Origin of the sequence: Streptomyces sp. NBC_01216 (genome assembly GCF_035994945.1) — a bacterium.
GTDB lineage: Bacteria > Actinomycetota > Actinomycetes > Streptomycetales > Streptomycetaceae > Streptomyces.
In genome coordinates this window covers 2,332,520-2,358,900 of record NZ_CP108677.1, presented here as the reverse complement: position 1 = coordinate 2,358,900, position 26,381 = coordinate 2,332,520, and the positions used below count along the sequence as shown (strand labels likewise).

25 protein-coding genes and 2 tRNA genes are annotated in these 26,381 nt (G+C 72.0%); 17 read left to right on the top strand and 10 right to left on the bottom strand.

Translation table 11 applies throughout. From position 1 onward, the window contains the following. Positions 1 to 6 precede the first annotated feature (6 nt). Positions 7 to 762 (top strand): AIM24 family protein, encoded by a 756-nt coding sequence (locus tag OG393_RS09895; RefSeq protein WP_327374276.1) that lies wholly within the window; start codon positions 7 to 9, stop codon positions 760 to 762. A gap of 112 nt (positions 763 to 874) precedes the next feature. On the opposite strand, the gene OG393_RS09890 is transcribed toward OG393_RS09895, so the two are convergent. Beyond that, entirely contained in the window at positions 875 to 1,423 is a 549-nt protein-coding gene (locus OG393_RS09890) for an NUDIX hydrolase (RefSeq protein ID WP_327374275.1), read from the bottom strand. Continuing rightward, positions 1,420 to 2,877, bottom strand: coding sequence for a zinc-dependent metalloprotease (locus OG393_RS09885; protein ID WP_327374274.1), 1,458 nt, complete (start codon positions 2,875 to 2,877; stop codon positions 1,420 to 1,422). The genes OG393_RS09890 and OG393_RS09885 overlap by 4 nt, the downstream gene beginning before the upstream one ends. A 191-nt stretch (positions 2,878 to 3,068) precedes the next feature. Between OG393_RS09885 and OG393_RS09880 the strand changes: the two genes are divergently transcribed. The 4 genes from OG393_RS09880 (at position 3,069) to OG393_RS09865 (ending at position 6,290) form a co-directional block, all read left to right on the top strand. Further along, positions 3,069 to 4,178, top strand: a complete 1,110-nt coding sequence (locus tag OG393_RS09880) for an SDR family oxidoreductase (protein ID WP_327374273.1) — start codon at positions 3,069 to 3,071, stop codon at positions 4,176 to 4,178. A 100-nt stretch (positions 4,179 to 4,278) separates the two neighbouring features. Beyond that, on the top strand, positions 4,279 to 4,740 hold the full coding sequence (locus OG393_RS09875; RefSeq protein WP_327374272.1) for a molybdenum cofactor biosynthesis protein MoaE: 462 nt from the start codon (positions 4,279 to 4,281) through the stop codon (positions 4,738 to 4,740). Positions 4,741 to 4,821: 81 nt separating this feature from the next. Next, complete coding sequence (locus OG393_RS09870; RefSeq protein WP_327378628.1) at positions 4,822 to 5,127, top strand: hypothetical protein; 306 nt, start codon at positions 4,822 to 4,824, stop codon at positions 5,125 to 5,127. Positions 5,128 to 5,201: 74 nt separating this feature from the next. Continuing rightward, positions 5,202 to 6,290 (top strand): YlbL family protein, encoded by a 1,089-nt coding sequence (locus tag OG393_RS09865; protein WP_327374271.1) that lies wholly within the window; start codon positions 5,202 to 5,204, stop codon positions 6,288 to 6,290. Positions 6,291 to 6,365: 75 nt separating this feature from the next. On the opposite strand, the gene OG393_RS09860 is transcribed toward OG393_RS09865, so the two are convergent. After that, positions 6,366 to 6,920, bottom strand: coding sequence for a PPA1309 family protein (locus tag OG393_RS09860; RefSeq protein WP_327374270.1), 555 nt, complete (start codon positions 6,918 to 6,920; stop codon positions 6,366 to 6,368). Between the two features lie 135 nt (positions 6,921 to 7,055). On the opposite strand from OG393_RS09860, the gene OG393_RS09855 reads away from it, so the two are divergent. From OG393_RS09855 to OG393_RS09840, 4 genes are all read left to right on the top strand, one after another. Beyond that, positions 7,056 to 10,028, top strand: coding sequence for a UPF0182 family membrane protein (locus OG393_RS09855; RefSeq protein WP_327374269.1), 2,973 nt, complete (start codon positions 7,056 to 7,058; stop codon positions 10,026 to 10,028). Positions 10,029 to 10,069: 41 nt separating this feature from the next. Next, positions 10,070 to 10,143, top strand: a tRNA-Met gene (locus OG393_RS09850). A 206-nt stretch (positions 10,144 to 10,349) separates the two neighbouring features. Next, on the top strand, positions 10,350 to 12,311 hold the full coding sequence (locus tag OG393_RS09845; protein ID WP_327374268.1) for a tetratricopeptide repeat protein: 1,962 nt from the start codon (positions 10,350 to 10,352) through the stop codon (positions 12,309 to 12,311). 224 nt (positions 12,312 to 12,535) lie between these two features. Beyond that, positions 12,536 to 12,609, top strand: a tRNA-Met gene (locus tag OG393_RS09840). Positions 12,610 to 12,757: 148 nt separating this feature from the next. Here the strand turns inward: OG393_RS09840 and OG393_RS09835 are convergent. Beyond that, positions 12,758 to 13,177 carry a Fur family transcriptional regulator gene (locus tag OG393_RS09835; protein WP_327374267.1) on the bottom strand — a complete coding sequence of 140 codons (420 nt, stop codon included), beginning with the start codon at positions 13,175 to 13,177 and terminating at the stop codon, positions 12,758 to 12,760. Positions 13,178 to 13,326: 149 nt separating this feature from the next. On the opposite strand from OG393_RS09835, the gene OG393_RS09830 reads away from it, so the two are divergent. Beyond that, complete coding sequence (locus OG393_RS09830) at positions 13,327 to 14,796, top strand: catalase (RefSeq protein WP_327374266.1); 1,470 nt, start codon at positions 13,327 to 13,329, stop codon at positions 14,794 to 14,796. 97 nt (positions 14,797 to 14,893) lie between these two features. Here the strand turns inward: OG393_RS09830 and OG393_RS09825 are convergent, their stop codons facing one another. Both OG393_RS09825 and hisN read right to left on the bottom strand, forming a co-directional pair. After that, positions 14,894 to 15,298 (bottom strand): CBS domain-containing protein, encoded by a 405-nt coding sequence (locus OG393_RS09825; protein WP_327374265.1) that lies wholly within the window; start codon positions 15,296 to 15,298, stop codon positions 14,894 to 14,896. A 209-nt stretch (positions 15,299 to 15,507) separates the two neighbouring features. Continuing rightward, positions 15,508 to 16,308 (bottom strand): histidinol-phosphatase, encoded by an 801-nt coding sequence (gene hisN, locus OG393_RS09820; protein WP_327374264.1) that lies wholly within the window; start codon positions 16,306 to 16,308, stop codon positions 15,508 to 15,510. Positions 16,309 to 16,416: 108 nt separating this feature from the next. Here hisN and OG393_RS09815 point away from each other — a divergent pair, with 108 nt between their 5' ends. Beyond that, positions 16,417 to 17,010 carry a TetR/AcrR family transcriptional regulator gene (locus OG393_RS09815; protein ID WP_327374263.1) on the top strand — a complete coding sequence of 198 codons (594 nt, stop codon included), beginning with the start codon at positions 16,417 to 16,419 and terminating at the stop codon, positions 17,008 to 17,010. Here OG393_RS09815 and OG393_RS09810 read toward each other — a convergent pair. The 4 genes from OG393_RS09810 to OG393_RS09795 form a co-directional block, all read right to left on the bottom strand. Further along, complete coding sequence (locus OG393_RS09810) at positions 16,976 to 17,299, bottom strand: DMT family transporter (protein WP_327374261.1); 324 nt, start codon at positions 17,297 to 17,299, stop codon at positions 16,976 to 16,978. The genes OG393_RS09815 and OG393_RS09810 overlap by 35 nt on opposite strands. A 104-nt stretch (positions 17,300 to 17,403) precedes the next feature. Continuing rightward, positions 17,404 to 18,417: a ribosome small subunit-dependent GTPase A gene (gene rsgA / locus OG393_RS09805; protein WP_327374260.1), complete on the bottom strand. Its 1,014-nt coding sequence runs from the start codon at positions 18,415 to 18,417 to the stop codon at positions 17,404 to 17,406. A 3-nt stretch (positions 18,418 to 18,420) separates the two neighbouring features. Continuing rightward, on the bottom strand, positions 18,421 to 19,758 hold the full coding sequence (gene aroA, locus OG393_RS09800) for a 3-phosphoshikimate 1-carboxyvinyltransferase (RefSeq protein ID WP_327374259.1): 1,338 nt from the start codon (positions 19,756 to 19,758) through the stop codon (positions 18,421 to 18,423). 62 nt (positions 19,759 to 19,820) lie between these two features. Further along, positions 19,821 to 20,507 carry a M50 family metallopeptidase gene (locus OG393_RS09795; RefSeq protein WP_327374258.1) on the bottom strand — a complete coding sequence of 229 codons (687 nt, stop codon included), beginning with the start codon at positions 20,505 to 20,507 and terminating at the stop codon, positions 19,821 to 19,823. Positions 20,508 to 20,558: 51 nt separating this feature from the next. Between OG393_RS09795 and OG393_RS09790 the strand changes: the two genes are divergently transcribed. The 6 genes from OG393_RS09790 to OG393_RS09765 all read left to right on the top strand — a co-directional run bounded on the left by OG393_RS09790 (position 20,559) and on the right by OG393_RS09765 (position 26,313). After that, a complete protein-coding gene (locus OG393_RS09790) occupies positions 20,559 to 21,374 on the top strand; it encodes an SOS response-associated peptidase (RefSeq protein ID WP_327374257.1) in 816 nt (271 codons plus the stop codon). Between the two features lie 89 nt (positions 21,375 to 21,463). Beyond that, positions 21,464 to 22,099, top strand: coding sequence for an alpha/beta hydrolase family protein (locus OG393_RS09785; protein WP_327374256.1), 636 nt, complete (start codon positions 21,464 to 21,466; stop codon positions 22,097 to 22,099). 228 nt (positions 22,100 to 22,327) lie between these two features. Then, positions 22,328 to 22,984, top strand: a complete 657-nt coding sequence (locus tag OG393_RS09780) for a sigma-70 family RNA polymerase sigma factor (RefSeq protein WP_327378375.1) — start codon at positions 22,328 to 22,330, stop codon at positions 22,982 to 22,984. After that, on the top strand, positions 22,981 to 23,280 hold the full coding sequence (gene rsrA / locus OG393_RS09775) for a mycothiol system anti-sigma-R factor (RefSeq protein WP_327374255.1): 300 nt from the start codon (positions 22,981 to 22,983) through the stop codon (positions 23,278 to 23,280). The genes OG393_RS09780 and rsrA overlap by 4 nt, the downstream gene beginning before the upstream one ends. A gap of 145 nt (positions 23,281 to 23,425) precedes the next feature. Then, complete coding sequence (locus tag OG393_RS09770) at positions 23,426 to 25,003, top strand: HD domain-containing phosphohydrolase (protein WP_327374254.1); 1,578 nt, start codon at positions 23,426 to 23,428, stop codon at positions 25,001 to 25,003. Then, on the top strand, positions 25,000 to 26,313 hold the full coding sequence (locus OG393_RS09765; RefSeq protein WP_327374253.1) for an HD-GYP domain-containing protein: 1,314 nt from the start codon (positions 25,000 to 25,002) through the stop codon (positions 26,311 to 26,313). The genes OG393_RS09770 and OG393_RS09765 overlap by 4 nt, the downstream gene beginning before the upstream one ends. The last annotated feature ends 68 nt before the right edge of the window (positions 26,314 to 26,381 follow it).

Here is a 26,381-nt window from a genome sequence, read left to right as displayed (position 1 = left end):
AACATCATGCAGAGCCCGCTTTTCAACTACGCCGAGCAGCAGAGCCAGGAACGGTACGCCGTCCAGAACCCGCAGCTGCTGCGGGTGGCGCTCACCGGCCAGGACGACGTACTCGCCCGCAAGGGCGCGATGGTGGCCTACCAGGGACTCGTCGATTTCGACGGCGAGTACCAGACCGCCGGCCAGCGGCAGGCCCGCCGCCGGACCGGCGAGGGCCTCGACCTGATGCGCTGCTCCGGGCAGGGCACGGTCTACTTCGCCAACCTCGCCCAGCACGTCCATGTCCTGGACGTCGAGCAGGAGGGCGTGACCGTCGACAGCTCCTACGTGCTGGCGCTGGACTCGACCCTGCACACCGAGGTCATCGCCGTGGACAGCCAGTACGGCGTCTCCGGCACCGGCAAGTACCAGCTCAACATCTCCGGCCGCGGCAAGGTCGCCCTCATGACCTCGGGCCAGCCGCTGATGATGCAGGTCACGCCCGAGAAGTACGTGAGTGCCGACGCGGACGCCATCGTCGCCTGGTCGACCGGGCTGCGCGTGCAGATGCAGGCACAGACCCACAGCTCCGGCGTCGGTCGCCGCCGCGGGAACACCGGTGAGGGCTGGGAGCTGAGCTTTCTCGGACAGGGCTTCGCCCTGGTCCAGCCCAGCGAGGTCATGCCCCCGCAGAACGCCGCCATCGGGCCGGGCCTCGCCGCCCAGTTCGGCGCCGGCCAGCACGGCTCGCACGCGCAGAACCAGCACAACGCCTGGAGCTGAGCACGGTCCGGGAGACCACCGTCACCCGGAACCGCCGCCGGAGCGGGTGAGGGGACCGACACCAGGCGTCGGGCCCCTCACCCGCTCCGGCGGCCTCGGCGCCCGTCCCGGCCTACGGCGCGACCCGCTCCAGGCGCTCGCGCGTGCTCTCGACCAGCCGCACCACCGAGGCGTCGGCGACCTCCGCCACCTCGTCGAACGCGTACCAGCGAAGGTCCAGGGACTCGCCGCTGATCGCCTCCACGGCACCGCTCGGGGCCAGTGCCGCGTACTGCACGTCCAGGTGCCGGTGACAGGGCGCCGGGATCGGATGCCGGTCCAGGCGCACCGGTCCGCCCGGAAGCAGCGCCAGACCCGGGATGCCGGACTCCTCGGTCGCCTCCCGCAGTGCCGCCGCGGCCAGCGTCGCGTCGCCCGGCTCACAGTGACCGCCCATCTGGAGCCACATACCGAGCTTCCGGTGCAGTGTCAGCAGCACACGGTCGCGCTTCGGATCGACGAGCAGGGCGCTGGCCGTCAGATGTCCGGCTCCGCACGCCTTCCACATGGCGTCCCGATGCGCCGCGAGGTGGTCCAGATACGTCCGGCGCAGCTCTTCCTGGGCCTCTGTCTCCGCCACGTACGCCTTCAGTACGAGAACGGCGTCGTCCCGCAGACTCATGTGGCGTCGTCGTCCTTGCCGGTCTCGTCGCCCTCGCCGGACCCGGCGGGACGCTCCCGGCCGTCGGCCGCCTCGCCCAGCATCTTGTCCAGCTCGGAGAAGTCGAGCTGCTCTCGGTGGACGAAGCCGTCCGGGTCGTCCAGGTCGGACGCCGTCGGCAGCATGTCGGGGTGCTCCCACAGGTGGTCCCGGCCGTCGACGCCGCGCGCGTCGGTGAGCGAGGCCCACAGCCGGGAGGCGTCGCGCAGGCGTCGCGGACGCAGTTCGAGACCGATCAGGGTGGCGAAGGTCTGCTCCGCGGGCCCGCCGCTGGCCCGGCGCCGCCGCAGCGTCTCGCGCAGCGCGTCCGCCGAGGTCAGGCGAGGCTTGGCGGCCTCGTGTACGACCGCGTCGACCCAGCCCTCGACCAGCGCGAGCGCCGTCTCCAGCCGTGCCAGGGCCGCCTTCTGCTCCGGCGTGTCCTCGGGCTGGAACATGCCCTGCTGCAACGCTTCCTGCAGCTGCTCCGGATGCGTGGGGTCGAGCCGGCCGACGGCTTCCTCCAGCTTGGACGTGTCGACCTTGATCCCGCGGGCGTACCCCTCGACCGCGCCGAACAGGTGCGAACGCAGCCACGGCACATGGGCGAACAGCCGCTGGTGGGCGGCCTCGCGCAGGGCCAGGTAGAGCCGCACCTCGTCCCTCGGGACGCCCAGGTCCTTGCCGAAGTTCTCGATGTTCAACGGCAGCAGCGCGGCCCGTCCGGCCGGACCGAGCGGGAGACCGACGTCCGTCGAGCCGACGACCTCGCCCGCGAGCGCGCCCACGGCCTGGCCGATCTGCTGGCCGAACATCGCGCCGCCCATGGACCGCATCATGCCGATCAGCGGGCCCGCCATGGCCTGCATCTCCTCGGGCAGCACATCGCCCATCGCCGTCCCGACCCGCTCCGCGACCGGGTCGACCAGCTGCTGCCACGCGGGCAGAGTCGCCTCGACCCACTCGGCGCGGCTCCACGCCACGGCCGTGTTCGCGCCCGAGGGCAGCGAGGTCACGCCGTCCAGCCACAGGTCGGCCAGGCGCATGGCCTCCTCGACCGCGGTCCGCTCGGCCGGGCCCACGCTGGAGTCCTTGGTCCCGTCGGCCGTGCCCTGCGCGACGACCTGGCGCGCGATCTGCTTGGCCATGTCCCAGTTCACCGGCCCACCCTCGTAGGAGAGCATCTGGCCGAGCTGTTGGAAGGCGGCGCCCAGGTCGTTGGGGTTCAGCGAACCGAACATCGCGGCGAAGGGGTTGTCCGCACCGCCGGGGCCACCGGGCAGACCTCCGAATCCGAACGGATTGGCACCGAACGGATTGCCGCCGCCCTGGTCACCGGCCCCCTGGCCACCTCCTGCGGGGTCCTTCTTCTTGCCCTCGTCGCCGTTCTCCGGCTCCTCCGGCGGAAGGCCGAATCCGAATGGGGTGTCACTCACAGGTTTCCTCGGCTCGTAGGGCCGCCGGCTTCCTGCCGACGGCGGCTGCCCGCTGCACACCACCAGCGTAGACATCCGGGCCGGATATGGGCTCGGTGCTCCGCCGGGCCGTGCCCTGCGGCAGGATGGACGCCACCTGGTACGTACGCGTCATTCGTGCACGTACTGAAGACAACCGCTGGAGACGCCCGGTGAGTTCCCCAGATCCTCAGGTTCGCGCAGCGCGAAACCCATCGTCCCGGTCCGCCGGGCGCGGCCCCGTGGTCGCGGTCACCGGTGCCGCGTCCGGCGTCGGCGACCTGCTGGCCAGGCGCCTCGCCGCCTCGGATGAGATCAAGCAGGTCATCGCGATCGACGAGCGCCGCGGCGAGACCTCCGAGGCGCAGTGGCACATCCTGGACGTCCGCGATCCCGCGATCGCGGAGAAACTGCGGGGCGTCGACGTGGTCGTGCACCTCGCCGTCGACCTGGACCTGGAGTCGGACGCCGCCGCCCGGACGGCCTACAACGTGCGCGGCACCCAGACCGTCCTGACGGCCGCCGCCGCGGCCGGCGTGCACCGGGTGGTGCTCTGCACCTCCGCCATGGTCTACGGAGCCCTGCCCGACAACGACATCCCGCTGTCCGAGGACGCGGAGCTGCGGGCGACCGCCGAGGCCACGGGCGTCGGCGACATGCTGGAGATCGAGCGGCTGGGCCGCCGTGCCCCGCGCGCCCATCCGGGCCTGCACGTGACCGTGGTGCGTCCCGCCGTACTGGTCGGCGGGACGGACACGGCACTGACCCGGTACTTCGAGTCCCCGCGGCTGCTGGTGGTCGCCGGATCACGGCCGACCTGGCAGTTCTGCCACGTGGAGGACCTGGTCAGCGCGCTGGAGTACGCCGCCCTCGGCAAGGTCGACGGGGAGTTCGCGGTGGGCTGCGACGGCTGGCTGGAACAGGAGGAGGTCGAGGAGCTCTCCGGGATCCGGCGCATGGAGCTGCCCTCCGCGGTCGCCCTGGGCGCGGCGGCCCGGTTGCACCGCATCGGGCTCACGCCGTCCCCGGCGGGCGATCTCGCGTACACCATGCACCCGTGGGTCGTCAGCGTCGGGCGGCTGCACGACGCGGGCTGGCGGCCCCGGTGGACGAACGAGGAGGTGCTCGCATCGCTCCTGGAGGAGGTGGAGGGCCGCCACACGGTCGCGGGCCGTCGCCTGGGCCGCAAGGACGCGACCGCGGCGGGTGCGGCCGGCGCGACGGTGGCGCTGCTGGGCACCGCCGCTCTGGTGCGGCAGATGCGGAAGCGGCGCGGCCTCTAGGCGCGACGGGCGGGCTCGTACGACTCTCCGAGAAGGGCCGCGTACGGCCGGTCGAAACCGCTATTCCGGGATGCCGGTGGTGTACGGCACCATGGGCACCATGGCATCCACCCACGACCATCCCGGCGAGCGGGCCGCAGCCGACCCGATCAAGCTGCTGGCCATCCGCGACACCCCGCTCTCCGTCGACGAGGTCTTCCGGGCCGTCGGCGACGACGCCTCCGGGGGCACCACCCTCTTCGTCGGCACCGTGCGCAACCACGACGGCGGCGCCGACGTGGACGCGCTCGGCTACTCCTGCCATCCCTCCGCCGAGGCGGAGCTGCGGCGGGTGGCCGAGAAGGTCGTCGCCGACCATCCGGTCCGCGCCCTGGCCGCCGTCCACCGGGTGGGCGATCTGCGCGTGGGGGACATCGCGGTCGTCGTGGCCGTCTCCTGCCCGCACCGCGGCGAGGCGTTCGACGCCTGCCGCCGCCTCATCGACGACCTCAAGCACGAGGTCCCCATCTGGAAGCACCAGACCTTCTCGGACGGTACCGAGGAGTGGGTGGGATCCTGCTGAACCGCTCGTGTCCAGCGACGCGCCGACGTCCTGTAGTCGAACGCCCCGATTTGCGTAACCGCGACCCTGGCAGCAGCGTTGTTGCTGCAGATCGTTAGTCTGCTGATCGGCCGGATCCGGTCGGTTGCGGTCGCTCATTGGGGATGGGAGGTCGGGATGGCAGTGCTCGCCTGGTTGCTGATTCCGCTTTTCGCAGTCGTCGGCGCGGCGATATGGGGAAGCTGGGCTTCGAGGAACAAGACCATCGGCGATGTCGCCGAACTGGCCGGCTACGCCCGTTTCCGCGACGCGATGGAGCGATCCCACTCCACTACCGACGGAGCCGAGCGCGAGATGGCGCCCACGGCGCCGTCCTCGGCCGTACGCAGTAGCCAAGTCTCCGGCTGAGCCCCGCCCGCCGACCGCCTCGTACGGACCCGCCCCGCGGGTGCGCTCACAGCCTCGTCCCGTACTGTCGTTCCATGCCACGCCGCACTGTGACGATGCTCGCCTCCACCCTGGTCCTGATCACTCTGCTCTGTGTGGGCGTCCTCCTCCCGGTGCCGTACGCGCGGATGGGCCCCGGCCCCACCTTCAACACCCTCGGTGAGGCCCGTGGTGAGCCCGTGCTCCAGGTCTCCGGTCACCGGACGTACCCCACCTCCGGGCACCTCAACATGACGACGGTCCGCGTCACCGGCGCGGACTACCGCATGAACGCCGTCGAGGCCGTCTACGGCTGGCTGACCCACGACAGCCTGGTGGTGCCGAGGGAGACGATCTACCCGGACGGCAAGACCGAGGAGGAGTCGACCCAGGAGAACGCCGAGGAGTTCAGCCAGTCCCAGGAGGCGGCCAAGGTCGCCGCGCTGGGTGAGCTGGGCATCCCGGTGACCACCCGGGTGGTCGTCGCCTCCGTCGTGAAGGACAGCCCCGCCGAGGGAACCCTGCACGCCGGGGACGTCATCAAGGCCGTCGACGGCGTGCCCGTCGTGGAGCCCGGCGACGTCGCCGAGCGGGTGACCAAACGCGAGCCGGGGGAGAAGGTCGCGTTCACGATCGTCCCGGCCGAGGAGGCCGCGGCGGCCGAGAAGGCCGGCAAGGAACCCACGACCACCCGTACGGTCGACATCACCACCGTGAAGTCCCCGGAGGGCGACCGGGCCGTCGTCGGCATCCAGGCCGGCACGGACCACGTCTTCCCGTTCACCATCGACATCAAGCTCGACGACGTCGGCGGCCCCAGCGCCGGCCTGATGTTCGCGCTCGGCATCGTCGACAAGCTGACACCGGAGAGCCTCACCGACGGCAAGTTCATCGCCGGGACGGGCACCATCGACGAGAAGGGCGAGGTCGGCCCGATCGGGGGCATCGAGATGAAGCTGGTCGGAGCCCGCGACGCCGGAGCCCGGTACTTCCTCACGCCGGCGGACAACTGCGAGGCCGCCGCCGCCGACACCCCCGCCGGACTCACTCTGATCAAGGTGGACACCATCGACGACGCGACGAAGGCGCTGGCGAAGCTCCGCGGGGGCGACACGGCTTCGCTGCCCGCCTGCGCCAAGGGCTGAGAGTCTCTGGGTGAGCAGACGCACCGAAGCGTAGGAGGGGCCGCCCCGGCCGGGGCGGCCCCTCCTACGCGTGGGTCAGGCGGCGAAGGTCGCCGCCAGGGCCTCCGCGAGCCCGGGCACCAGGTCGGCGCCGGTCAGCACCTCGTTCGGAGAGTCCTTGGCGCGGAGCCTGATGGCCGCCTCGCGGGCGCCGTCGCGCAGCACGGCCACGGTCATCCGGACCTCCTGGCGGTCCGGGTGGCGGGCCACCCACCCGGCCAGGCCGGCCTCGTCCAGCCCTTCCGGCACGGACGACTCGGCCGACGGCGGCAGCATCAGCCGCTCCACCGTCAGCGCGCAGCCGGCGACCGCGTCGGGCCAGGCGATCCTGCCGAGGAACTCGTCGAGGGGTTTGCCGGCGGGCAGCTCCTCCTGCTCGATAGGGGTGAAGGCGGCTTCCTCGCCGTCTTCCAGGCCCAGCTGGGACACGAGCCCCGGTTCCTGGGCGCGCAGACGGGCGGTGTCGACCAGGGCGAAGAGCCGGGCCGGACGGTCCCAGCCGAGGCCGGAGGCGTACTCGTCGATCTCGAGCACCGCGCGGGTGAGGGGGTTCGCGGCCATCGGGGGACCGGAGGGGGAAACGTTGGACATGGACAACATCCTGCCCCCTCATCCCCCGGAGGCGGGAACTAGGTAAAGCCTCAGTAAGTTGCACCAGTGGGCTCTACGATCGCGGGGCCTGCTTTACGACGCATCAACCTCGAGGGGCGAACGTTGGCTTTCCAGATGCCGGACCGCGGAGGCGGCGGGGGCCCGACCGGGCCAAGGATCAGAGTCGGCCGGCCGTCCCGGCGGGCCCGCACGCTGCTCATGACCCTGGGCGTGCTGGCCGTCCTTGCCATGGTGTTCGTCATGTTCGCCGGGTTCTGGACCGACTGGCTCTGGTACCGCTCGGTCAAGTACTCGTCCGTGTTCACCACCACCCTGTGGACCAAGATCGGGCTGTTCCTCGTCTTCGGTCTGCTCATGGCTGTCGCCGTCGGCCTGAACGTCTGGCTGGCGCACCGGCTGAGGCCGCCGCTGAGCGCGATGTCGCTGGAGCAGCAGAGCCTCGACCGCTACCGGATGGGCCTGGCGCCGTACAAGAAGTGGGTGCTGCTCGCGATCACCGCCCTGGTGGGCCTGATCGCCGGTGCCTCGGCCTCCGGCCAGTGGCGCACCTGGCTGATGTGGGTCAACGGTGTCCCGTTCGGACAGAAGGACCCGCAGTTCCAGCTGGACGTGTCCTTCTACGCCTTCGACCTGCCGTGGTACCGCTTCCTGCTGGGCTTCGGCTTCGCCGCCACGGTGCTCTCGCTGATCGCCGCCGCGCTGACCCACTACCTGTACGGCGGGCTGCGTGTCACCAGCCCGGGTGCCCGCGCCACCGCCGCGGCGACCGGTCACCTGTCGGTGCTGCTGGGCGTCTTCGTCTCGTTGAAGGCCGTGGCCTACTGGCTCGACCGGTACGGCCTGGCCGTGAAGTCCAGCGATTTCAAGGCGGCCGGCAACTGGACGGGTCTGCGGTACGTCGACGCCAACGCCTACCTGCCCGCGAAGACGATCCTCTTCTGCATCGCCGCGATCTGCGCGGTGCTGTTCTTCGCGACCCTGTGGCGCCGCACCTGGCAGCTGCCGGTGATCGGTTTCGGCCTGATGGTCCTCTCGGCCATCCTGATCGGCGGCCTGTACCCGGCCATCGTGCAGAAGTTCCAGGTTCAGCCGAACGAGCAGGCCAAGGAAGCGCCGTACATCCAGAAGAACATCGACGCGACCCGCCAGGCGTACGCGATCGACGGCACCAAGCCGGAGAACTACTCCGGCAAGTCGACGGTCAAGAACAAGGAGCAGCTGCGGACCAACGCCGACACGGCGGCCAGCTACCGTCTGCTCGACCCGAACATCGTCTCGCCGACGTTCCAGCAGCTGGAGCAGAAGCGGAAGTACTACCAGTTCCCGACGACGCTCGACGTGGACCGCTACGCCGGCCAGGACACCGTCGTGGGCCTGCGTGAGCTCAACATCAAGGGCATCCCGAAGCGGAACTGGATCAACGACCACTTCACCTACACCCACGGCTACGGCGCGATCATGGCCAAGGGGACGCAGACGGACGCCAACGGGTCCCCCGTCTTCAGCGAGGCGGGCCTGCCGACCACCGGCATGCTCGGCCCGTACCAGCAGCGGATCTACTACGGCGAGAAGACCGATCAGTACTCGATCGTCGGCGGCCCGCAGAAGGAGCTGGACTACGAGGACAACGGCGAGAAGATCACCAGCTTCGAGGGCAGGAGCGGGGTCAACCTCTCCAGCGCCTTCAACCGCGCCGCCTACGCGGTCACGTTCAGCGAGCCGCAGATCCTCTACTCGGGAGCCATCGGCGAGGGCTCGCGGATCCTCTACAACCGCACCCCCAAGGAGCGTGTCGAGGCCGTCGCGCCCTGGCTGACCATCGACGGCGACGCCTACCCGGCCGTCATCGACGGCAAGATCCAGTGGATCGTCGACGCGTACACGACCACGAACGGCTACCCGTACGCCTCGCGCACCACGCTCGGCGACACCACGGCCGACTCCCTGACCGTGGGCAACCAGCAGCGCGCGGTGGTCGCCCAGCAGAACCAGGTCAACTACATCCGCAACTCGGTCAAGGCCACCGTCGACGCCTACGACGGCTCGGTGACCCTGTACCAGTGGGACAAGGAGGACCCGGTCCTCAAGACGTGGATGAAGGCGTTCCCGGACACCGTGCAGCCGCGTGAGGCCATCAAGCCGGGCCTCCTGCAGCACCTGCGCTACCCGCAGGACATGTTCAAGGTCCAGCGTGAGCTCCTGACCCGCTACCACGTCACGAACCCGGCCCAGTTCTACAGCGGTTCCGACGCCTGGCAGGTGCCGGACGACCCGACGAACAAGGACGGCAACGCGGTTCCGCCGTACTACCTGAGCATGAAGATGCCCGGGGACACCCAGCAGCGGTTCTCGCTCACGACGACGTTCACGCCGAACGGGCGCCCGAACCTGGGCGGCTTCATGGCGGTCGACGCGGACGCGACCAGCAAGGACTACGGCCGGATAGACCTGCTGCGCGTGACCTCCGACGTGCCCGGTCCCGCGCAGGTGCAGAGCAAGCTGAACGGTCTCCCGGACGTCGCCCAGTTCGTCCGGGACATGAAGGGCGCGGACTCCGACATCCAGTACGGAAACCTGCTCACGGTGCCGCTGGACGGCGGCTTCCTCTACGTCGAGCCGGTCTACGCCCAGGGCCGTAACGCGCTCTACCCGCTGCTGAAGAAGGTCGCCGTCTCGTACGTGGACGCGGACCAGCCGGACGGTGACACCACCAAGGACGTCACGGTGTTCAAGAACAACCTCACCGAGGCGCTCAACGCGGTCTTCGGTGTGGACGCAGCGACGCCGCCGCGGCCGGAGCAGCCGGGCACGACGCCGCCGACGACACCGAGCACCAACGACGCCACCCTGAAGGCGGCCATCGCCGACGCCCAGAAGGCGTACGACGACGGTCAGGCCGCGCTGCAGAAGGGCGACTGGACCGCCTACGGCAAGGCCCAGGAGGCCCTGCAGGACGCGCTCCAGCGGGCCGCGGAGGCCGGGGCCAAGCTGCAGGCCGACCAGAAGCCGGCGGACGAGAAGCCGGCCGGAAACACGCCCAAGCCGGGGACGACCCCGTCCACCAGCGCGAGCCCGCCGAGCGGCTGACGGAACCCACCCCGCGTCGTGGTACGGTTACATCACAACGACGCGGGGTGGAGCAGCTCGGTAGCTCGCTGGGCTCATAACCCAGAGGTCGCAGGTTCAAATCCTGTCCCCGCTACTGAAGTCAAGGGCCCGGATCCATCAGGATCCGGGCCCTTGACGTGTGTCACGGGCCGTGTGGCCGCACCCGAAGAACGCTTCGAGGGCGGTGAGTTGGGCCCGGACGTGTTTGACTTATCTCTCTGTGGGCATGTCGACAAAACGCTGAAGTGACCTCACTGGCTGCGGTATACCAGGTGTACGCGCGTTGCGGGTGGTGCGACGATGGAATATATGGGGGACAGGGCAACTCTGTTGGAGACAGGGCGGTTTGTGCAGCGGCATGCCAAAAATGCCGCAGATGACATCATCGAGGCCGTGGTGGCCGTCGATGCGACCGTCGACACCACTGCCGAGAGCGAGACCGAGACCGAGGCGCGCCACCGGCGCGCCGCCGAGCGCGGCGAGGCCGCGTCGATGAGCATGCTGGGCGCCCTGCTGCTGCGCCGCGGCGACCTGACCGGAGCCGAGTCGCACCTGCGCGCCGCCGCGGCGGAGGGGGACCGCGCCGCGGCCAACAACCTGGGCGTGCTGCTGCACCAGCGCGGCTACGCCGACGAGGCCGCGGGCTGGTGGCGGGTCGCCGCCGTCGCGGGCTCCGCGCCGGCCGCCCACGCGCTCGGCCGCCACCATCGTGAGCGAGGGGACGAGCCCGCCGCCGAGTACTGGCTGCGCCAGTCCGCCGAGCAGGGCCACGCCCTCGGGGCCTACGCCCTGGCCGACCTGCTGGAACACCGCAGCGACGTCGGTGCCGAGCGCTGGCTGCGCGCCGCCGCGGAGCAGGGGCACCGCGAGGCCGCCTACCGGCTCGCCCGGGCCCTGGCGAAGCGGGCCGCCGAGTCGGAGCGCGGTCCTGCCTCGTTCCACGACGCCGGCACCCGGTCGCGCTCCCTCCACGAGGCGCCGGCGGATGTCACGGGAGCCGTCGGCGGGGCCGGCCCCGCGCTCGTCACCGGGACGGCGACGACGCCCACCGGGGAGCCGGGCGAGGCCGAGCAGTGGTACCGGCAGGCCGCCGCGCGCGGACACCGGCGGGCCGCCCTGTACCTCGGCGCGATCCTGGAACAGCGGGGCGAGCTGAAGGAGGCCGGCCGCTGGTACCTCAGTTCGGCCAAGGAGGGCGAGGCCAAGGCCGCCTGCGCGCTCGGTTTCCTGCTGCGTGACGCCGGCGACGAGGAGAGCGCCGCCGTGTGGTGGCTGCGCGCCGCCCAGGACGGGGACGGCAACGCGGCCAACGCGCTCGGCGCCCTGCACGCGGCCCGCGGCGAGCAGCAGACCGCCGAGCGCTGGTACCGCGCCGCCATGGACGCGGGCGACGTCAACGGGGCGTACAACCTGGGCCTGCTCTGTGCCGCCCAGGACCGCACCCCGCAGGCCGAACAGTGGTACCGCCGCGCCGCCTACGCCGGTCACCGGGAGGCCGCCAACGCGCTCGCCGTCCTGCTCCTGCAGGCCGGCGACGCCAACGGCGCCGAGCCCTGGTTCTCCAAGGCCGCGGAAGCCGGCAGCGTCGACGCCGCGTTCAACCTCGGCATCCTCTACGCCGGCCGGGACGACGACCGCGCGGCGCTCGGCTGGTACGAGCGCGCCGCGGCGGCCGGGCACACCGAGGCCGCCCTGCAGGTCGGGATCGCCGCCCTGCGCGACGGGGACGAGCAGGCCGCGGAGCGGCATCTGCGGTGCGCCGCGGGCGGCGGCAGCGCCGAGGCGGCGTTCCGCCTCGCCACCGTCCTTGACGCGCGCCGGCCGGAGCCCGCCCCGCCCGCCCTCGGGGCCCCGCGGGAGGAGAAGAGCGAGTGTGAGGAGTGGTACGAGCGCGCCGCCGAGCAGGGGCACCGCCGGGCGCAGGTGCGGGTCGGCATGCTCGCCGCCGCCCGCGGTGACACCGCCGACGCCGCCCGCTGGTACCGGGAGGCCGCCGAGGCGGGCAGCCGCAACGGCGCCTTCAACCTCGGGCTGCTGCTCGCCCGTGAGGGCAGTGAGCGTGAGGCGGCCCTGTGGTGGACCCGAGCCGCCCACGCCGGACACGGCCGGGCGGCGCTCCGGCTGGCGCTGCTCGCGGCCCGCCGGGGCGAGCTGGCCGAGGGGCGGCGCTGGTGCGCGCGCGCCGTGGAACTGGGCCCGGCGGAGGTGGCCGAGCGGGCCGCGCGGCTGAGCGAGGCACTGCACCAGGAGCTCACCGCGTAGTGCCCGCCGGGCCGGGCGCGGTCCGTCACGGTCCGGGGGTGTCCCGTCGCGGGGCCTCCCGGCCGGCGGCGGTTCCGGCCCCCGCGTGCGATCGCACACGCCGGACCCAGCGCCTGGTCGTGTCCCGCCGGGCGGTGGGGAGAGGCGGCGACCCGGGGCCGGAGTGGACCGGGAGGACGGGATTTGCGCTGGTGGAGGGGGTCCCGTAAGGTTGGGTTCACCGACGCGGGGTGGAGCAGCTCGGTAGCTCGCTGGGCTCATAACCCAGAGGTCGCAGGTTCAAATCCTGTCCCCGCTACTCAGTAGCGAACGAAGGCCCGGATCCCTCAGGATCCGGGCCTTCGTCGTGTTTCCGGTGCCTGCGGGCCGGGGGTACGCGCGAGGCCCCCGGCCTGGGTGACCAGGAGCGGGGGCCTCGCGCGGGGCAGAAGGGTCCGGGGTGCGGATCAGGCGGTCGACGCGCAGGACGGGCAGAGGCCGCGATAGGTGACCTCGACGTCGGAGATGGTGAAGCCGTAGCGCTCGGCGTCCGGGAGGTCCGCCATCGGGTCGCCCGCCGGGTGGACGTCGCGGATGGCGCCGCAGCGACCGCAGACGAGGTGCTGGTGCGGGCGGTGCGCGTTCGGGTCGTACCGCTTGGCGCGGCCGTCCGTCGCGACCTCCATGACCTCGCCGAGTGTGACCATCTCGCCGAGCGTGTTGTAGACGGTCGCCCGGGAGATCTCGGGGAGCCGCTCCACGGCGGCGGCGTGGACCTCGTCGGCCGTCAGGTGGACGTGGTCCCCGTCGAGGACCTCGGCCACGACACGCCGCTGCGCGGTCATCCGCCAGCCACGGCCGCGCAGTCGTTCCAACAGGTCGCTCATGAGGGTCAGCCTAACAGTGGGGACTCGGTGTCCCGAACGGGTGTGACTTTAGATCCTTACTTGACTTAGACATTGTCTATCGTAGGATCGATTCAGGCGTAGGTCGACGCCCGGACAGGCCGCGGCCCACAGGACAGGACACGCAGGAAATGACGCAGGAGGCGTACGTGACGCAGGGACCGCTCACCACGGAGGCCGGCGCGCCGGTCGCCGACAACCAGAACAGCGAGACGGCGGGCGTCGGCGGTCCCGTCCTCGTCCAGGACCAGCTCCTCCTGGAGAAGCTCGCCCACTTCAACCGGGAACGCATCCCGGAGCGCGTGGTCCACGCGCGGGGCGCGGGCGCCTACGGCACCTTCACGGTGACCCACGACGTCTCGCGGTGGACGCGCGCCGCGTTCCTCTCCGAGGTCGGCAAGCGGACCGAGACGTTCCTGCGCTTCTCCACCGTCGCGGGCAACCTCGGCGCGGCCGACGCCGTCCGCGATCCGCGTGGCTGGGCGCTGAAGTTCTACACCGAGGAGGGCAACTACGACCTTGTCGGAAACAACACCCCCGTGTTCTTCGTCAGGGACGCCATCAAGTTCCCCGACTTCATCCACACCCAGAAGCGCGACCCGTACACCGGCTCACAGGAAGCCGACAACGTCTGGGACTTCTGGGGCCTGTCGCCCGAGTCGACGCACCAGGTCACCTGGCTCTTCGGCGACCGGGGCATACCCGCCTCGTATCGCCACATGAACGGCTACGGCTCGCACACCTTCCAGTGGAACAACGAGGCCGGCGAGGTCTTCTGGGTCAAGTACCACTTCAAGACCGACCAGGGCATCCGGAACCTCACCCAGGACGAGGCCAACCGGCTCGCCGGCGAGGACCCGGACAGTCATCAGCGCGACCTGCGCCAGGCCATCGAGCGCGGGGACTTCCCCACCTGGACCGTGCAGGTCCAGATCATGCCGGCGGCCGACGCGGCGACCTACCGCTTCAACCCCTTCGACCTCACCAAGGTGTGGCCGCACGAGGACTACCCGCCGATCGAGATCGGCACGCTGGAACTCAACCGGAACCCGGAGAACGTCTTCGCGGAGGTCGAACAGTCCGTCTTCAGTCCGGCCCACTTCGTGCCCGGTATCGGCCCGTCCCCGGACAAGATGCTCCAGGGTCGTCTCTTCGCCTACGGAGACGCCCACCGGTACCGCGTCGGCGTCAACGCCGACCACCTGCCGGTGAACCGGCCGCACGCCACCGAGGCGCGCACCCACGCGCGTGACGGCTTCCTCTACGACGGCCGTCACCGGGGCGCGAAGAACTACGAGCCGAACTCCTTCGGCGGTCCGGCCCAGACCGGCCGGCCGCTGTGGCAGTCCACCCCGGTCACCGGCGGCACCGGCGACCATGCCGCCCCGGTGCACGCCGAGGACGACGACTTCGTCCAGGCGGGCGACCTCTACCGCCTGATGTCCGAGGACGAGAGGAGCCGCCTCGTCGAGAACCTGGCGGGCTTCATCGCCAAGGTCTCGCGCGATGACATCGCCGAGCGGGCCATCGGCAACTTCCGTCAGGCGGACGGCGACTTCGGCAAGCGGCTCGACGCCGCCGTCCGGGCCCTGCGCGGCTGAGGGCCTGTCGGGCGACCTGCGGCCGGGCCTCCGGGAGGAGGCCCGGCCGCCGTGGGGGCGGCCGGACTTCGGCGTGCGCGCGTGACCCGGTCGGGGCTCAGTGCCCGGCCGGGGCCGCCGAGCGGCGGTGGGCCGGGGTCCAGCAGCGGATGATGTCGCGTACGGAGACGATGCCGATCGGACCCGCGCCGTCGAGGACGACGAGATGGCGGAAGCCGCCGTGTGTCATGGCCTCCGCGGCCTCCTCCAGGGTCCAGGTGGGTGCGGCGAAGACGACGTGCGTGGTGGTGTGGGCGCCGGCGGTCTCGTGGTCCGGGTTCTGGCCCGCGCCGATCGAGTTGAGGATGTCGCGTTCGGTGATGATGCCGAGGCCGCTGTGGTCGGCGTCCAGGACGACGGCCGCGCCGACGTGGCGCGCCGACATCAGTCCGGCGGCCTGCCGGAGGGTGTGGGCGGGTCCGATGGTGAGGGCAAGCGTGCTCATGGCGTCACGGACGAGCATGGATGGAGCCACCTCCTTGGGGAATACCGTCCCGCCTTCAACGAGAAGGCATTCACAAGTTCACAAGTGGGGGGATTCCTAGATTCGCATCCGGGCCCGGGTGCGACAAGGGGGCGCGCGAGGTACGACCGGGAGTGGTCCCGCCACCCTCGCGCGCGGTGCCGGACCCGGCCCCGCGCGGGCGACGGGTCCGGCACCGCGCGCGGGCGTCAGCTCCGCTGGTTCAGATAGCTCAGCAGCTCGCCGTGGAGCAGGCCGTTGGAAGCCGCCGCGTTGCCGCCGTGCGGGCCGTGCTGCCCGGCCAGGTCCGTGAACGTGCCGCCCGCCTCCTGGACGACGACCGCCACCGCCGCCATGTCCCACAGGGACAGCTCCGGCTCCGCGCAGAGGTCCACCGAACCCTCGGCGACCATCATGTACGGCCAGAAGTCGCCGTACGCCCTGGTGCGCCAGCAGGCGCGCGTCAGGTCGAGGAATCCGTCGAGACGTCCCTGCTGTTCCCAGCCGTCGAGCGAGGAGTACGCGAAGGAGGCGTCGGACAGCTCCGACACCTTCGAGACCCCGATCCGGGTGGCCGAGGTCAGGCTCCGGCCGGTGAACGCGCCCGAACCCTTCGCCGCCCACCACCGGCGCCCGAGCGCGGGGGCCGAGACCACGCCCACCACCGGCTGGAAGCCGGTGTCGCCTGCCTCCATGAGTGCGATCAGGGTCGCCCAGACGGGCACTCCGCGCACGTAGTTCTTCGTCCCGTCGATCGGGTCCACCACCCAGCGGCGCGCACCGCTGCCCTCCAGGCCGTACTCCTCGCCGAGGATCGCGTCCCGGGGTCGGGCCCGCTGGAGCCCGCCGCGGATGAGCTCCTCCGCGGCCTTGTCCGCCTCGCTCACCGGTGTCATGTCCGGCTTCGTCTCGACCTTCAGGTCGAGCGCCCGGAAGCGCTCCATGGTGGCCGCGTCCGCGGCATCCGCGAGGACATGGGCGAGATGGAGGTCATCGTGGTAATCGGCCATGGTCGGAACTCTATCCCCCGGGTATCGGCCTCCCGTGCGAGTTTCTTGACAGAGGGTGCCCGCTCGACGACTCTGTGCGATGTACCGCCGTCTGGCCGGGAGGCGACGATGCCCGCTGCCCGTGAGGCCCTCCTCGACGCCGCGCTCGCGGCCGTGGCGAGGCTGCCCTGGTCCGCCGTCCGGATGGTCGACGTCGCCGCCGACGCACGAGTGTCCCGGCAGACCCTCTACAACGAGTTCGGCAGCAAGGACGGCCTGGCCCGCGCCCTCCTGCGACGCGAGGCCGACGCCTATCTCGCGGGCGTGGCCCGGCGTCTCGCCGGCCCCGCCGCCATGCCCGACCGGCTGGCCGGCACCGCCGAGTGGATCGTCGCGGAGGCCCGCGACCGCCCTCTCCTGCGCGCGCTCCTCACCGGCTGCTGGGGCGGCCGCCTCCCCGCGCCGCGCCCCGCGCGGACCGGCACGCAGGGCTCCGGTGTGCCCGCCCAGCGGCGCGCCGACGCCGGGCCGCCGACGCCCGGCGAACTGATCGCGGCGACCCTCGTATGCGTGGACGTGCGATGGGCCGGCACCTGCGAACTCACCGTGCGACTGGCCCTCTCGCACCTGCTCGCCGCCGACCCGCGGGGCGTCGGCGGCCTGGTGCGCGGGGCGCTGGGCGGGAGGCTCAGTGCGCCGAACCCGACAGCTGGAGGCCGATGACCCCCGCGATCACCAACGTGATCGAGACGATCTTCAGCGTCGACACGACGTCGCCGAGGAAGACCATTCCGTAGATGGCCGTCCCCGCCGCCCCGATCCCGGTCCACACCGCGTACGCGGGGCCGACGTCCAGTTTGCGCAGGGCGAGCGTCAGCAGACCGAAGCTTCCCAGGGCGAAGGCCGCGAAGGCGACGGTCGGCCACAGCCGGGTGAAACCGTGAGACAGCTTCAGGCAGACCGCGAACCCCGTCTCCAGGATCCCGGCGACCACCACCAGCAGCCACGCCATCGTCAGTGCCTCCCACGCCGTCGGTGACTGCTCGTGCGACCGCTTCGTCTCACTCGGTGCGATTATGCCCTTGCCGGTGGCGGCCGACGGCAAACGTGCGCGGCTCAGTCGCCCTCGCGCCGCTCGCGGGTGGCCAGCAGCCGGCGCAGCGAGTACAGCCGGGCCGGATCGGCGTGCCCGTCGGACACCCAGGCGTCCAGCGCGCAGTCCGGCTCGTCGTGGCCGCACGCCCGGGGGCAGTTCTCCGTGCCGGGGACGAGATCGGGGAAGGCGAGGATCACCCGGGACGGATCGACGTGGTGCAGGCCGAAGGAACGTACACCGGGAGTGTCGATGACCCAGCCGCCCTCCTTCGCGTCCAGCGGGAGGGCGAGCGCGGAGGTGGTGGTGTGCCGGCCGCGTCCGGTCACCGCGTTGACGTGCCCCGTGGTCCGCCGGCGGTCCTCCGGGACCAGGGCGTTGACCAGGGTCGTCTTGCCGACACCGGAGTGCCCGACGAAGGCGGTGGTCCGTCCCGTGAGGTGCTCGTGGACCCGCTCGGCGGCGGCGCCGTCCACGAACTCGTCGCGCGTGGTCACCACGTGGGGGACGCCCAGCGCCCCGTACATCTCCAGCAGCTGATCCGGCGACGCCAGGTCCGACTTGGTCAGTACGAGCAGTGGGGAGAGCCCGCCGTCGTAGGCCGCGACCAGGCAGCGGTCGATCAGCCGGGGGCGCGGCTCGGGATCGGCCAGCGCGGTGACGATCGCCAACTGGTCGGCGTTGGCGACCACCACCCGTTCGAAGGGATCGTCGTCGTCGGCCGTGCGCCGGAGCACCGAACTGCGCTCACCGATCCGGACGATCCGGGCCAGCGTGTCCTTCTCTCCGGACAGGTCGCCGACGATCGAGACGCGGTCGCCGACGACGGCGGCCTTACGGCCCAGCTCCCGCGCCTTCATCGCGATGATCACCCGGTCGTCCACGAGACAGGTGAGTCGGCCCCGGTCCACGGTGAGGACCATGCCCTCGACCGCGTCCTCGTGCTTGGGCCGGATGTTCGTCCGGGGGCGGTTGCCCTTGCGGTGGGGACGCTGGCGGATGTCGTCCTCGTCGGTGTTCTTCCCGTAACGCCGCATGACTCAGGCTCCGAGCATTTCGGTCCACATCAGCGGGAAGTCCGGAAGGGTCTTGGCCGTCGTCGCGACGTTCTCGATCCGCACGCCTTCCACCGCGAGGCCGATGACCGCCCCGGCCGTCGCCATCCGGTGGTCGTGGTACGTGTGGAAGACGCCGCCGCGCAGCGGGCGCGGCCGGATGACCAGCCCGTCCTCGGTCTCGGTCACGTCGCCGCCGAGCCCGTTGATCTCCCGGGTGAGGGCCGCCAGGCGGTCCGTCTCGTGCAGCCGCAGATGCGCCACGCCGCGCAGTGTGGACGGCGAGTCGGCGAGTGCGGCGACCGCGGCGATGCCCGGGGTCAGTTCTCCGACCTCGCTCAGGTCGACGTCGATGCCGTGGATCCGGCCGGTGCCGGTGAACGTGAGACCGGCCTCCGTCAGCTCGCAGGAACCACCCATCTCGGTGAAGATCTCGCGGAGCGCGTCGCCGGGCTGGGTGGTGCGGGCCGGCCAGTCCGGGACGGTGACCCGCCCACCGGTGATCAGCGCGGCGGCCAGGAACGGCTGGGCGTTGGACAGGTCCGGCTCCACGGTCAGGTCCCGGCCGAGCAGGGCGGAGGGGGCCACCCGCCAGACGTTCGGCTCGCCGCCGGTCTCCGGTTCGTCGACCTGTGCGCCCACCACCCGCAGCATGTCGACGGTCATCCGGATGTGCGGCAGCGACGGCAGCTTCGCGCCGACGTGTCGCACCTCCACGCCCTGGTTGAACCGGGGCGCCGACAGCAGCAGGGCGCTGACGAACTGGGAGGACGAGGAAGCGTCGATCTCCACCGTCCCGCCCTCCAGGCCGCCGCCGCCGTGCACGGTCATCGGCAGCGCGCCGCGTCCGTCGTCGTCGACGCGGGCGCCGAGGGCACGCAGCGCGTCGATGACGCCGTGCAGCGGGCGTTCGTGGGAGCGGGGGTCGCCGTCGAAGTGGACCGGGCCGTGGGCGAGGGTGGCGACCGGGGGCAGGAAGCGCATGACGGTGCCGGCGTTGCCCACCTCGACGGACGCCGGGCCGCGGAGCCCGGCGGGGATGATCCGCCATGCCTCGCCCGTGCCGTCCGGGCCCACTCCCTCATCGATCTTCACGCCCAGGGTGCGCAGTGCCTCGGCCATCAGGAGGGTGTCGCGCGAGCGCAGCGGGCGGCGGAGCCAGCCCGGTTCGGCGGCGAGCGCGGCGAGGACGAGACCTCGATTGGTGACCGACTTGGATCCGGGCACGGTGACGGTCGCGTCGACGGCTCCGTCCGCGTACGGAGCGGGCCAGAGGCCGGAGGTCGGGACGGTGTGCTCGGAGCGCGCGGAGCTTTCGGTCATGCCCCTCACTTTAGTGGGGCACGCGGTGCCCCGGTCCTCCCGCGCGGGTCGGGTCGGACCGGTCAGAGGCCCAGCAGCCAGCGTCCGCCGCCGATCAGGGAGCAGACCGACACGGCGTGGAAGAGGAACAGCCAGAGCACCGGAGGCACATGGGTGAGCCGGGCGAGCTGGTCGGCGTCGGAGTCCGGCGCGCCGCCGTGGCGCCGCTTGCCCTGCAGTTCGAAGACCGGGCGGACGCCGCCGAGGAGCAGGAACCAGACGACGGAGTAGGCGAACGCCGCCTGGACGTCGGGTCCGGTGAGCCAGGAGATCAGGAGGAAGACGGCGCCCGTGAGGAGCACGGTGAAGATCCCGTAGGCGTTGCGCACCATCACCAGCATGACGAGGAGCAGTGCGGTGGCGATCCACAACAGCAGCGTGATCCGGTCCGCCGTGAGCAGCCAGGCGCCGCCCAGGCCCAGCAGCGGGGCGGCGGTGTAGCCGGCGGCGGCCGTCAGGATCATGCCCAGGCCGGTGGGCCGGCCGCGGGAGACGGTGAGGCCACTGGTGTCGGAGTGCAGCCGGATGGACTGGAGCCGGCGGCCGGTGAGGAGCGCGATCAGACCGTGGCCGCCCTCGTGGGCGATGGTGATCGCGTTGCGGGAGAGCCGCCAGAGCGGGCGGGGGACGACGACGGCCAGGGCGGCTATCGCGGTCGCGATCACCAGCCACTGGTCGGGGGCGCTCTGGGGGCCGAGGACTTCGGTCATTTTCGGCTCCGACTCCTCGGATGGGGGATGGATCGTGGCAGTGTGGCACGTATGTGCGGACGGTATGCAGCGAGTCGTCGGCCCGAGGACCTGGTGGGGATCTTCGAGGTCGAGAAGTGGGAACCCGAGGAGACCCTGGCCCCGGACTGGAACGTCGCCCCGACGAAGGAGGTGTACGCGATTCTGGAGCGTCCTTCCAAAGACGCGGAATCACGCCACTCGGTTCGCCAGATGCGGGCGCTCCGGTGGGGCCTGGTGCCGGCCTGGGCGAAATCCCCCGAGGGCGCGGCCCGGATGATCAACGCCAGGGCCGAGACGGTCCACGAGAAGCCTTCGTTCCGGCGCGCGTTCGCGGCCCGGCGCTGCATCCTGCCGGCGGACGGCTATTACGAGTGGGTGACCGGCACGGCCGAGCGGGACCTGGAGGTCGAGGGCAAGAAGAAGAGGCCGCGGAAGCAGCCGTACTTCGTCACCCCCGCGGACGGGTCGGTCTTCGCCATGGCGGGGCTGTACGAGTTCTGGCGTGACCGGACCCTGCCCGACGACCATCCGTCGGCGTGGTGGGTGACGTGCTCCGTCATCACGGCCGAGGCCGAGACCGGGCCCCTCGGAGTGGCACCCGCGGAAGGCCCCCGTTCGCTGGCGGACATCCACCCGAGGATGCCGCTGATGCTGACCCCCGACCGGTGGGACGCCTGGCTGGACCCGGCCCGGACCGAGCCGGAGGAGTTGAAGAGCCTGCTGGCCGCTCCGCCGGAGGGCCTGATGCGGGCCTACCCGGTGGCGACTTCGGTGAGCAACGTCCGCAACAACGGCCCGGAGCTGGCGGAGGAACTGGCGGCACCCGAGATCGCCACCCTGTTCTGACCCGACCCCCGCCGTCGGTCCCGGTGCCGGTGCCTCGTGTCCGGCCCCGGTTCCGCGGCCCGGGGCCCGACACGCGGCAGGATGGAGGGGTGACGAAGAGCGAGACCGTGGAGACCGGAGCGGGCGAGGCGCGGATCACCTGGCACCCCGGGACGAAACCGTGGACCGTGCTGGCCCTCGGACACGGCGCCGGTGGCGGGATCGAGGCGCGCGACCTGCGGGAACTGGCCGACGTGCTGCCCGCCCGCGGAGTGACCGTGGCGCTCGTCGAGCAGCCCTGGCGGGTGGCCGGGAAGAAGCTGGCGCCCGCGCCGAAGACCCTGGACGCCGGATGGCGCGGGATCTGGCCCGCCCTCGCCGCCCCCGGACACCCGGTGATCGCCGGGGGCCGCAGCGCCGGGGCGCGGGTCGCCTGCCGGACCGGCCGGGAACTCGGAGCCTCCGCCGTGCTCGCCCTCGGCTTCCCGCTCCACCCGCCCGGCCGCCCCGAGAAGTCCCGGGCCGCCGAACTCCTCGCGACCGGACTGCCCACCCTCGTCGTCCAGGGTGGCAACGACCCCTTCGGCGGGCCGGGCGAGTTCCCCGCCGGGCCGTACACCATGGCCGAGGTCCCCTACGCCGACCACGGCTTCGCGGTGCCCAAGCGCGCGCCGCTAGGCCAGGGCGAGGCCCTCACACTCCTCGCCCGTGAAGTCTCCGCGTGGCTCACGTCACTTCGGGAATGACGCACCCTCGACGGTGGTTGTGACGGACGTCGGTGTGAGAGCAAGGAAGAGGGAGTCCGTCGCATGGGTTCGACCATCTGCCCCGAGCGTGCGCAGGCCGCTGACCTCGACTGGACAGTGCTGCCCGCGCCCAAGGGCGCCGCAATTCGGGCGGCGGGCGGAGGGGTTCCTCGTCTATCCTCCGAAACGAGCGGGTCCGCATTCGGGTTCGCCGCAGCGCTGGAGGAGGTGGGTCCGGTCACTGGGACCGACACAGGGACCGACGACGGCCCCGAGGAGACGACCGAGGAGCGCAACGCGCGCTTCGAGCGGGACGCCCTCGGATTCCTCGACCAGATGTACTCCGCCGCCCTCCGCATGACGCGCAATCCCGCGGACGCCGAAGACCTGGTGCAGGAGACCTACGCCAAGGCGTACGGATCGTTCCACCAGTTCCGCGAGGGTACGAACCTGAAGGCATGGCTGTACCGCATCCTGACCAACACCTTCATCAACTCGTACCGCAAGAAGCAGCGGGAGCCCCAGCGCAGCGCCGCCGAGGAGATCGAGGACTGGCAGCTCGCCCGCGCCGAGTCGCACATGTCGACCGGTCTGCGGTCCGCCGAGTCGCAGGCTCTCGACCACCTCCCGGACTCCGACGTGAAGGCGGCGCTGCAGGCGATCCCCGAGGAGTTCCGCATCGCCGTCTATCTCGCCGATGTAGAGGGCTTTGCGTACAAGGAGATCGCGGACATCATGGGTACACCCATCGGTACGGTGATGTCCCGACTGCACCGGGGTCGCCGCCAGTTGCGCGGCATGCTCGAGGACTACGCCCGCGATCGCGGACTGGTACCCGCGGGCGCCGGAGAGTCGTCGAACGATCTGAAAGGCTCGGGCTCATGAGCTGCGGAGAGCCGCACGAGACGGACTGCTCAGAGGTCCTGGATCATCTCTACGAGTTCCTCGACCACGAGATGCCCGACAGTGACTGCACGAAGTTCCAGGTGCACTTCGAGGAGTGCTCCCCGTGCCTGGAGAAGTACGGCCTGGAACAGGCGGTGAAGAAGCTCGTCAAGCGCTGCTGCGGCAGTGACGACGTGCCTACCGACCTGCGGGCCAAGGTGATGGGCCGGATCGACCTGATCCGCTCGGGCCAGGCGGTTCCCGAGCACGACGTGACGGCCGGCGCCCAGGAATAGCTTCCCCGGGAGCGGGAAGCTGAGGACCACGGCGGGCATGGCGGGCCGGCGCCGACCTTGTCCTTAAATCCGCTGGTATCACCCGTTCGTGCGAATCATCGGGCGTGGGCCCGTGCACCCCACCCGACTCGCTAGCGTGACGGGCGTGACGGTGACTCCGCGAGCGGCCCGCGTGTACGTCGGCTGCGCCGTGCCCGTCGCCGCCGCCTGTCTCCTGCCGGCGCTGCTGCCCGGCGCACGGACACCCTGGAACACCGTCGCGATGCTCGCCGCTCTGTACACCGGGTGCGAACTGCCCACCCGGTGCCGCCTGCTCGGCCGCGCGCTCGGCGACTCCCTCCCGCGGAGTACCGGCTGCTTCCTCCCCGTGCTGCTGGCCGCGGCCCTGCTGTTGCCGGCCTCCGCCGCCGCGCTCACCGCGCTCCCCGGCGCCCTGCTCGCCCGGGTGGAGCAGCGCCCCGCCGGACCGCACCGGGCCTGGCGAGCGGCCCGGCTGGTGATCGCCGTCGGAGCCGCCGGTCTGGTGGCGCGGGTGCTGGGCGCCGACTCCGCGCTCGGGCGGGGCGGGCACGCTCCCGACTTCCCCTCCGTCCTGCTCCCCGCCTGCGCCTCGGCGCTTACCTTCTGCCTGGTGACGAGCGCCCTCGACGGCGGCATCCGGGCCGCCGCGACGGGCGTGCCAGCGGTCACGTTCAAGGGCGACGGGGCGCCCCGCACCGCCTGGCGGGGCCTGCTCGGCCGGACGCTGGCCCCGCACACGGTCCACGGCCTCGCCGGACTGATGACGGCGGTGTTCTGGCGCAGTACCTACGGGCCGGTCGCCGCGCTCTTCGTGCTGGTGCCGATGTACCTCTCCTGCTGGGTCTTCGCCCAGTACCACCGCGAACGCGCCGCGCACCAGGCGACCGTCCGGGCCCTCGTCCAGGCCGTCGACCTCAAGGACCGCTACACCCGGGGGCACAGCGAACGAGTGGGCCGGGCCTCCGTGCTGATCGCCCGTGAGCTGGGCATGGGGGAGGAGCGGCTGAAGATCGTGCGGTTCGCGGGCATCCTGCACGACGTGGGAAAGCTGGGCGTGCCGACCCGGGTGCTACGCAAGGAGGGACCGCTGACCCCGGAGGAGCGCCGGGTCATCGAACTGCATCCGGAGTACGGCCACGAGATGGTCCGGGGCATCGGCTTCCTCAGGGAGGCGCGGTCGGCGATCCTGCACCACCACGAACGGATGGACGGAAGCGGCTACCCGTACGGACTCCGGGGCCGCCAGATTCCCGAGTTCGCCCGTGTGGTGGCGGTCGCGGACGCGTTCGACGCGATGACCTCGACGCGGTCCTACAGCCGGGCGCGGCCGGTGCGGAGCGCGCTCGCGGAACTGCGGCGCTGCTCGGGCTCGCAGTTCGATCCGCGGATGGTCCGGGCGCTGACCCGGGCGCTGGACCGGCACGGCTGGCAGACCGTGGTCCCCGCGGACGAGGCGACACCGTCCGTCGAGAGCGTGCCCCGGCCCAGACCCGCCGGAGCCACCGATCCCGCCGGAGCCACCGATTCCCCCGGCACCACCGATTCCCCCGGCACCACCGATTCCCCCGGCACCACCGATTCCCCCGGCACCACCGATCCCCCCGGCACCACCGATCCCCCCGGCACCACCGATCCCCCCGGAGTCGCTCGGCGAGCGGCCGGTGACTCCGGGGCGCTCGCCCGGCGGCGGGGCGGCGGATGAGGCCCGGCGCCGTCACCGTCGCGGCGGTACGCGGGGCGGCGGCCCTGCTCGCCGTCGCCGGGATCGCCGCCACCCTCCGGAACGGGGTCGACGAACCCGTCCACGCCCTCGTCTTCGGCGGCCTCGTCGCGCTCGGCGCGCTCGCCCGCCGGAGCACCGGGACGGCCGCCGGGACCTCGTCGGCACCAGGGGAACGCCAGGACAGGGAACCGGCACCGCTCGCCGCCGCCGGGGCCCTCGCCTACGCCCTGCTCGGGGCGGACGCCGGACACCCCACGACCCACGGTGTCCTCCAGGTCGTCGCCGTCGTCGTGGCCGGCGGGCTCGCCGGGCTCGCGCCGCACCTGGCAGCCGGATGCCGGCCCGATCTCGACCACCTGGCCCGGCGCGTCCTCACCGTCGGATTCGCCGCGGTCTGCTTCCAGCCCCTCCACCACGCCGGCGAGGTCACCCGCCGGCTCGGCGAGGGCCCGCTCCACGCCCTGTTCCTGCTGCTCCTGCTCGGCCTCACCGCCCTGTGCGACGCCGTGCTGGCCACACTGCTGCTCCGCGCCCGCACGGTCCCGCGCGGCGCCCCGTGCCCGGCCGCCACCCCCGTCCCGTTCGGCCCCCTGCTCCGCGAGGAGCTGCGCGCCCTGCTCGGCATCGGCTCAGCGGTGTGCGCCACCGGCGCCGTGATCGCCCTCGGCGTGGCCGTGGCCGGGCTCTGGGCACTGCCCGTCCTCTGCGTGCCCCTGCTCCTCACCCAGCTGTCCTTCCGCCGGTACGCCGCCGTGCGGGCCGCCAACCGGCAGACGATCGCCTCCCTCGCCCGCTCCACCGAGATCGCCGGATACACCCCACCGGGGCATGCCCGGCGCGTCGCGACGTTGAGCGGAGCCGTCGGGCGGGAGCTGGGCCTGTCCGACGCCGAGCTGACCGTTCTGGAGTACGCCGCACTGATGCACGACATCGGACAGCTCTCCCTCGTCGACCCCGTCCCGGACGGCGCCACCACCCGCCTGCCGCCGGAGGAGCAGCGCCGCATCGCGCTTCTCGGCGGCGCCGTCGTCCGCCGCACCGGCGTCCCGGACGCCGTGGCCGTCGTCGTCGAGCGCCAGGCCGACCCCTACCGGGACCAGCCGCTGCCCGCCCGCATCGTCCGCACCGTCAACGCCTACGACGACCTCGCCGGGTCGGGCCCGCTCGGTGCTCTCGGAGCCCTCGAACGCCTCCGCCTGGGCAGCACCCGCGATCACCACCCCGAGGTCGTCGAGTCCCTCGCCAGAGTCCTCGCACGCGGCGGCGTCACCCCTGCTCCTCCTGGGTAACCCATGGGTAATGAGCGCGCGTGCAACCGGGCATGGTTGGATGCGAACAAGAGGGTGAAGCGACCGGC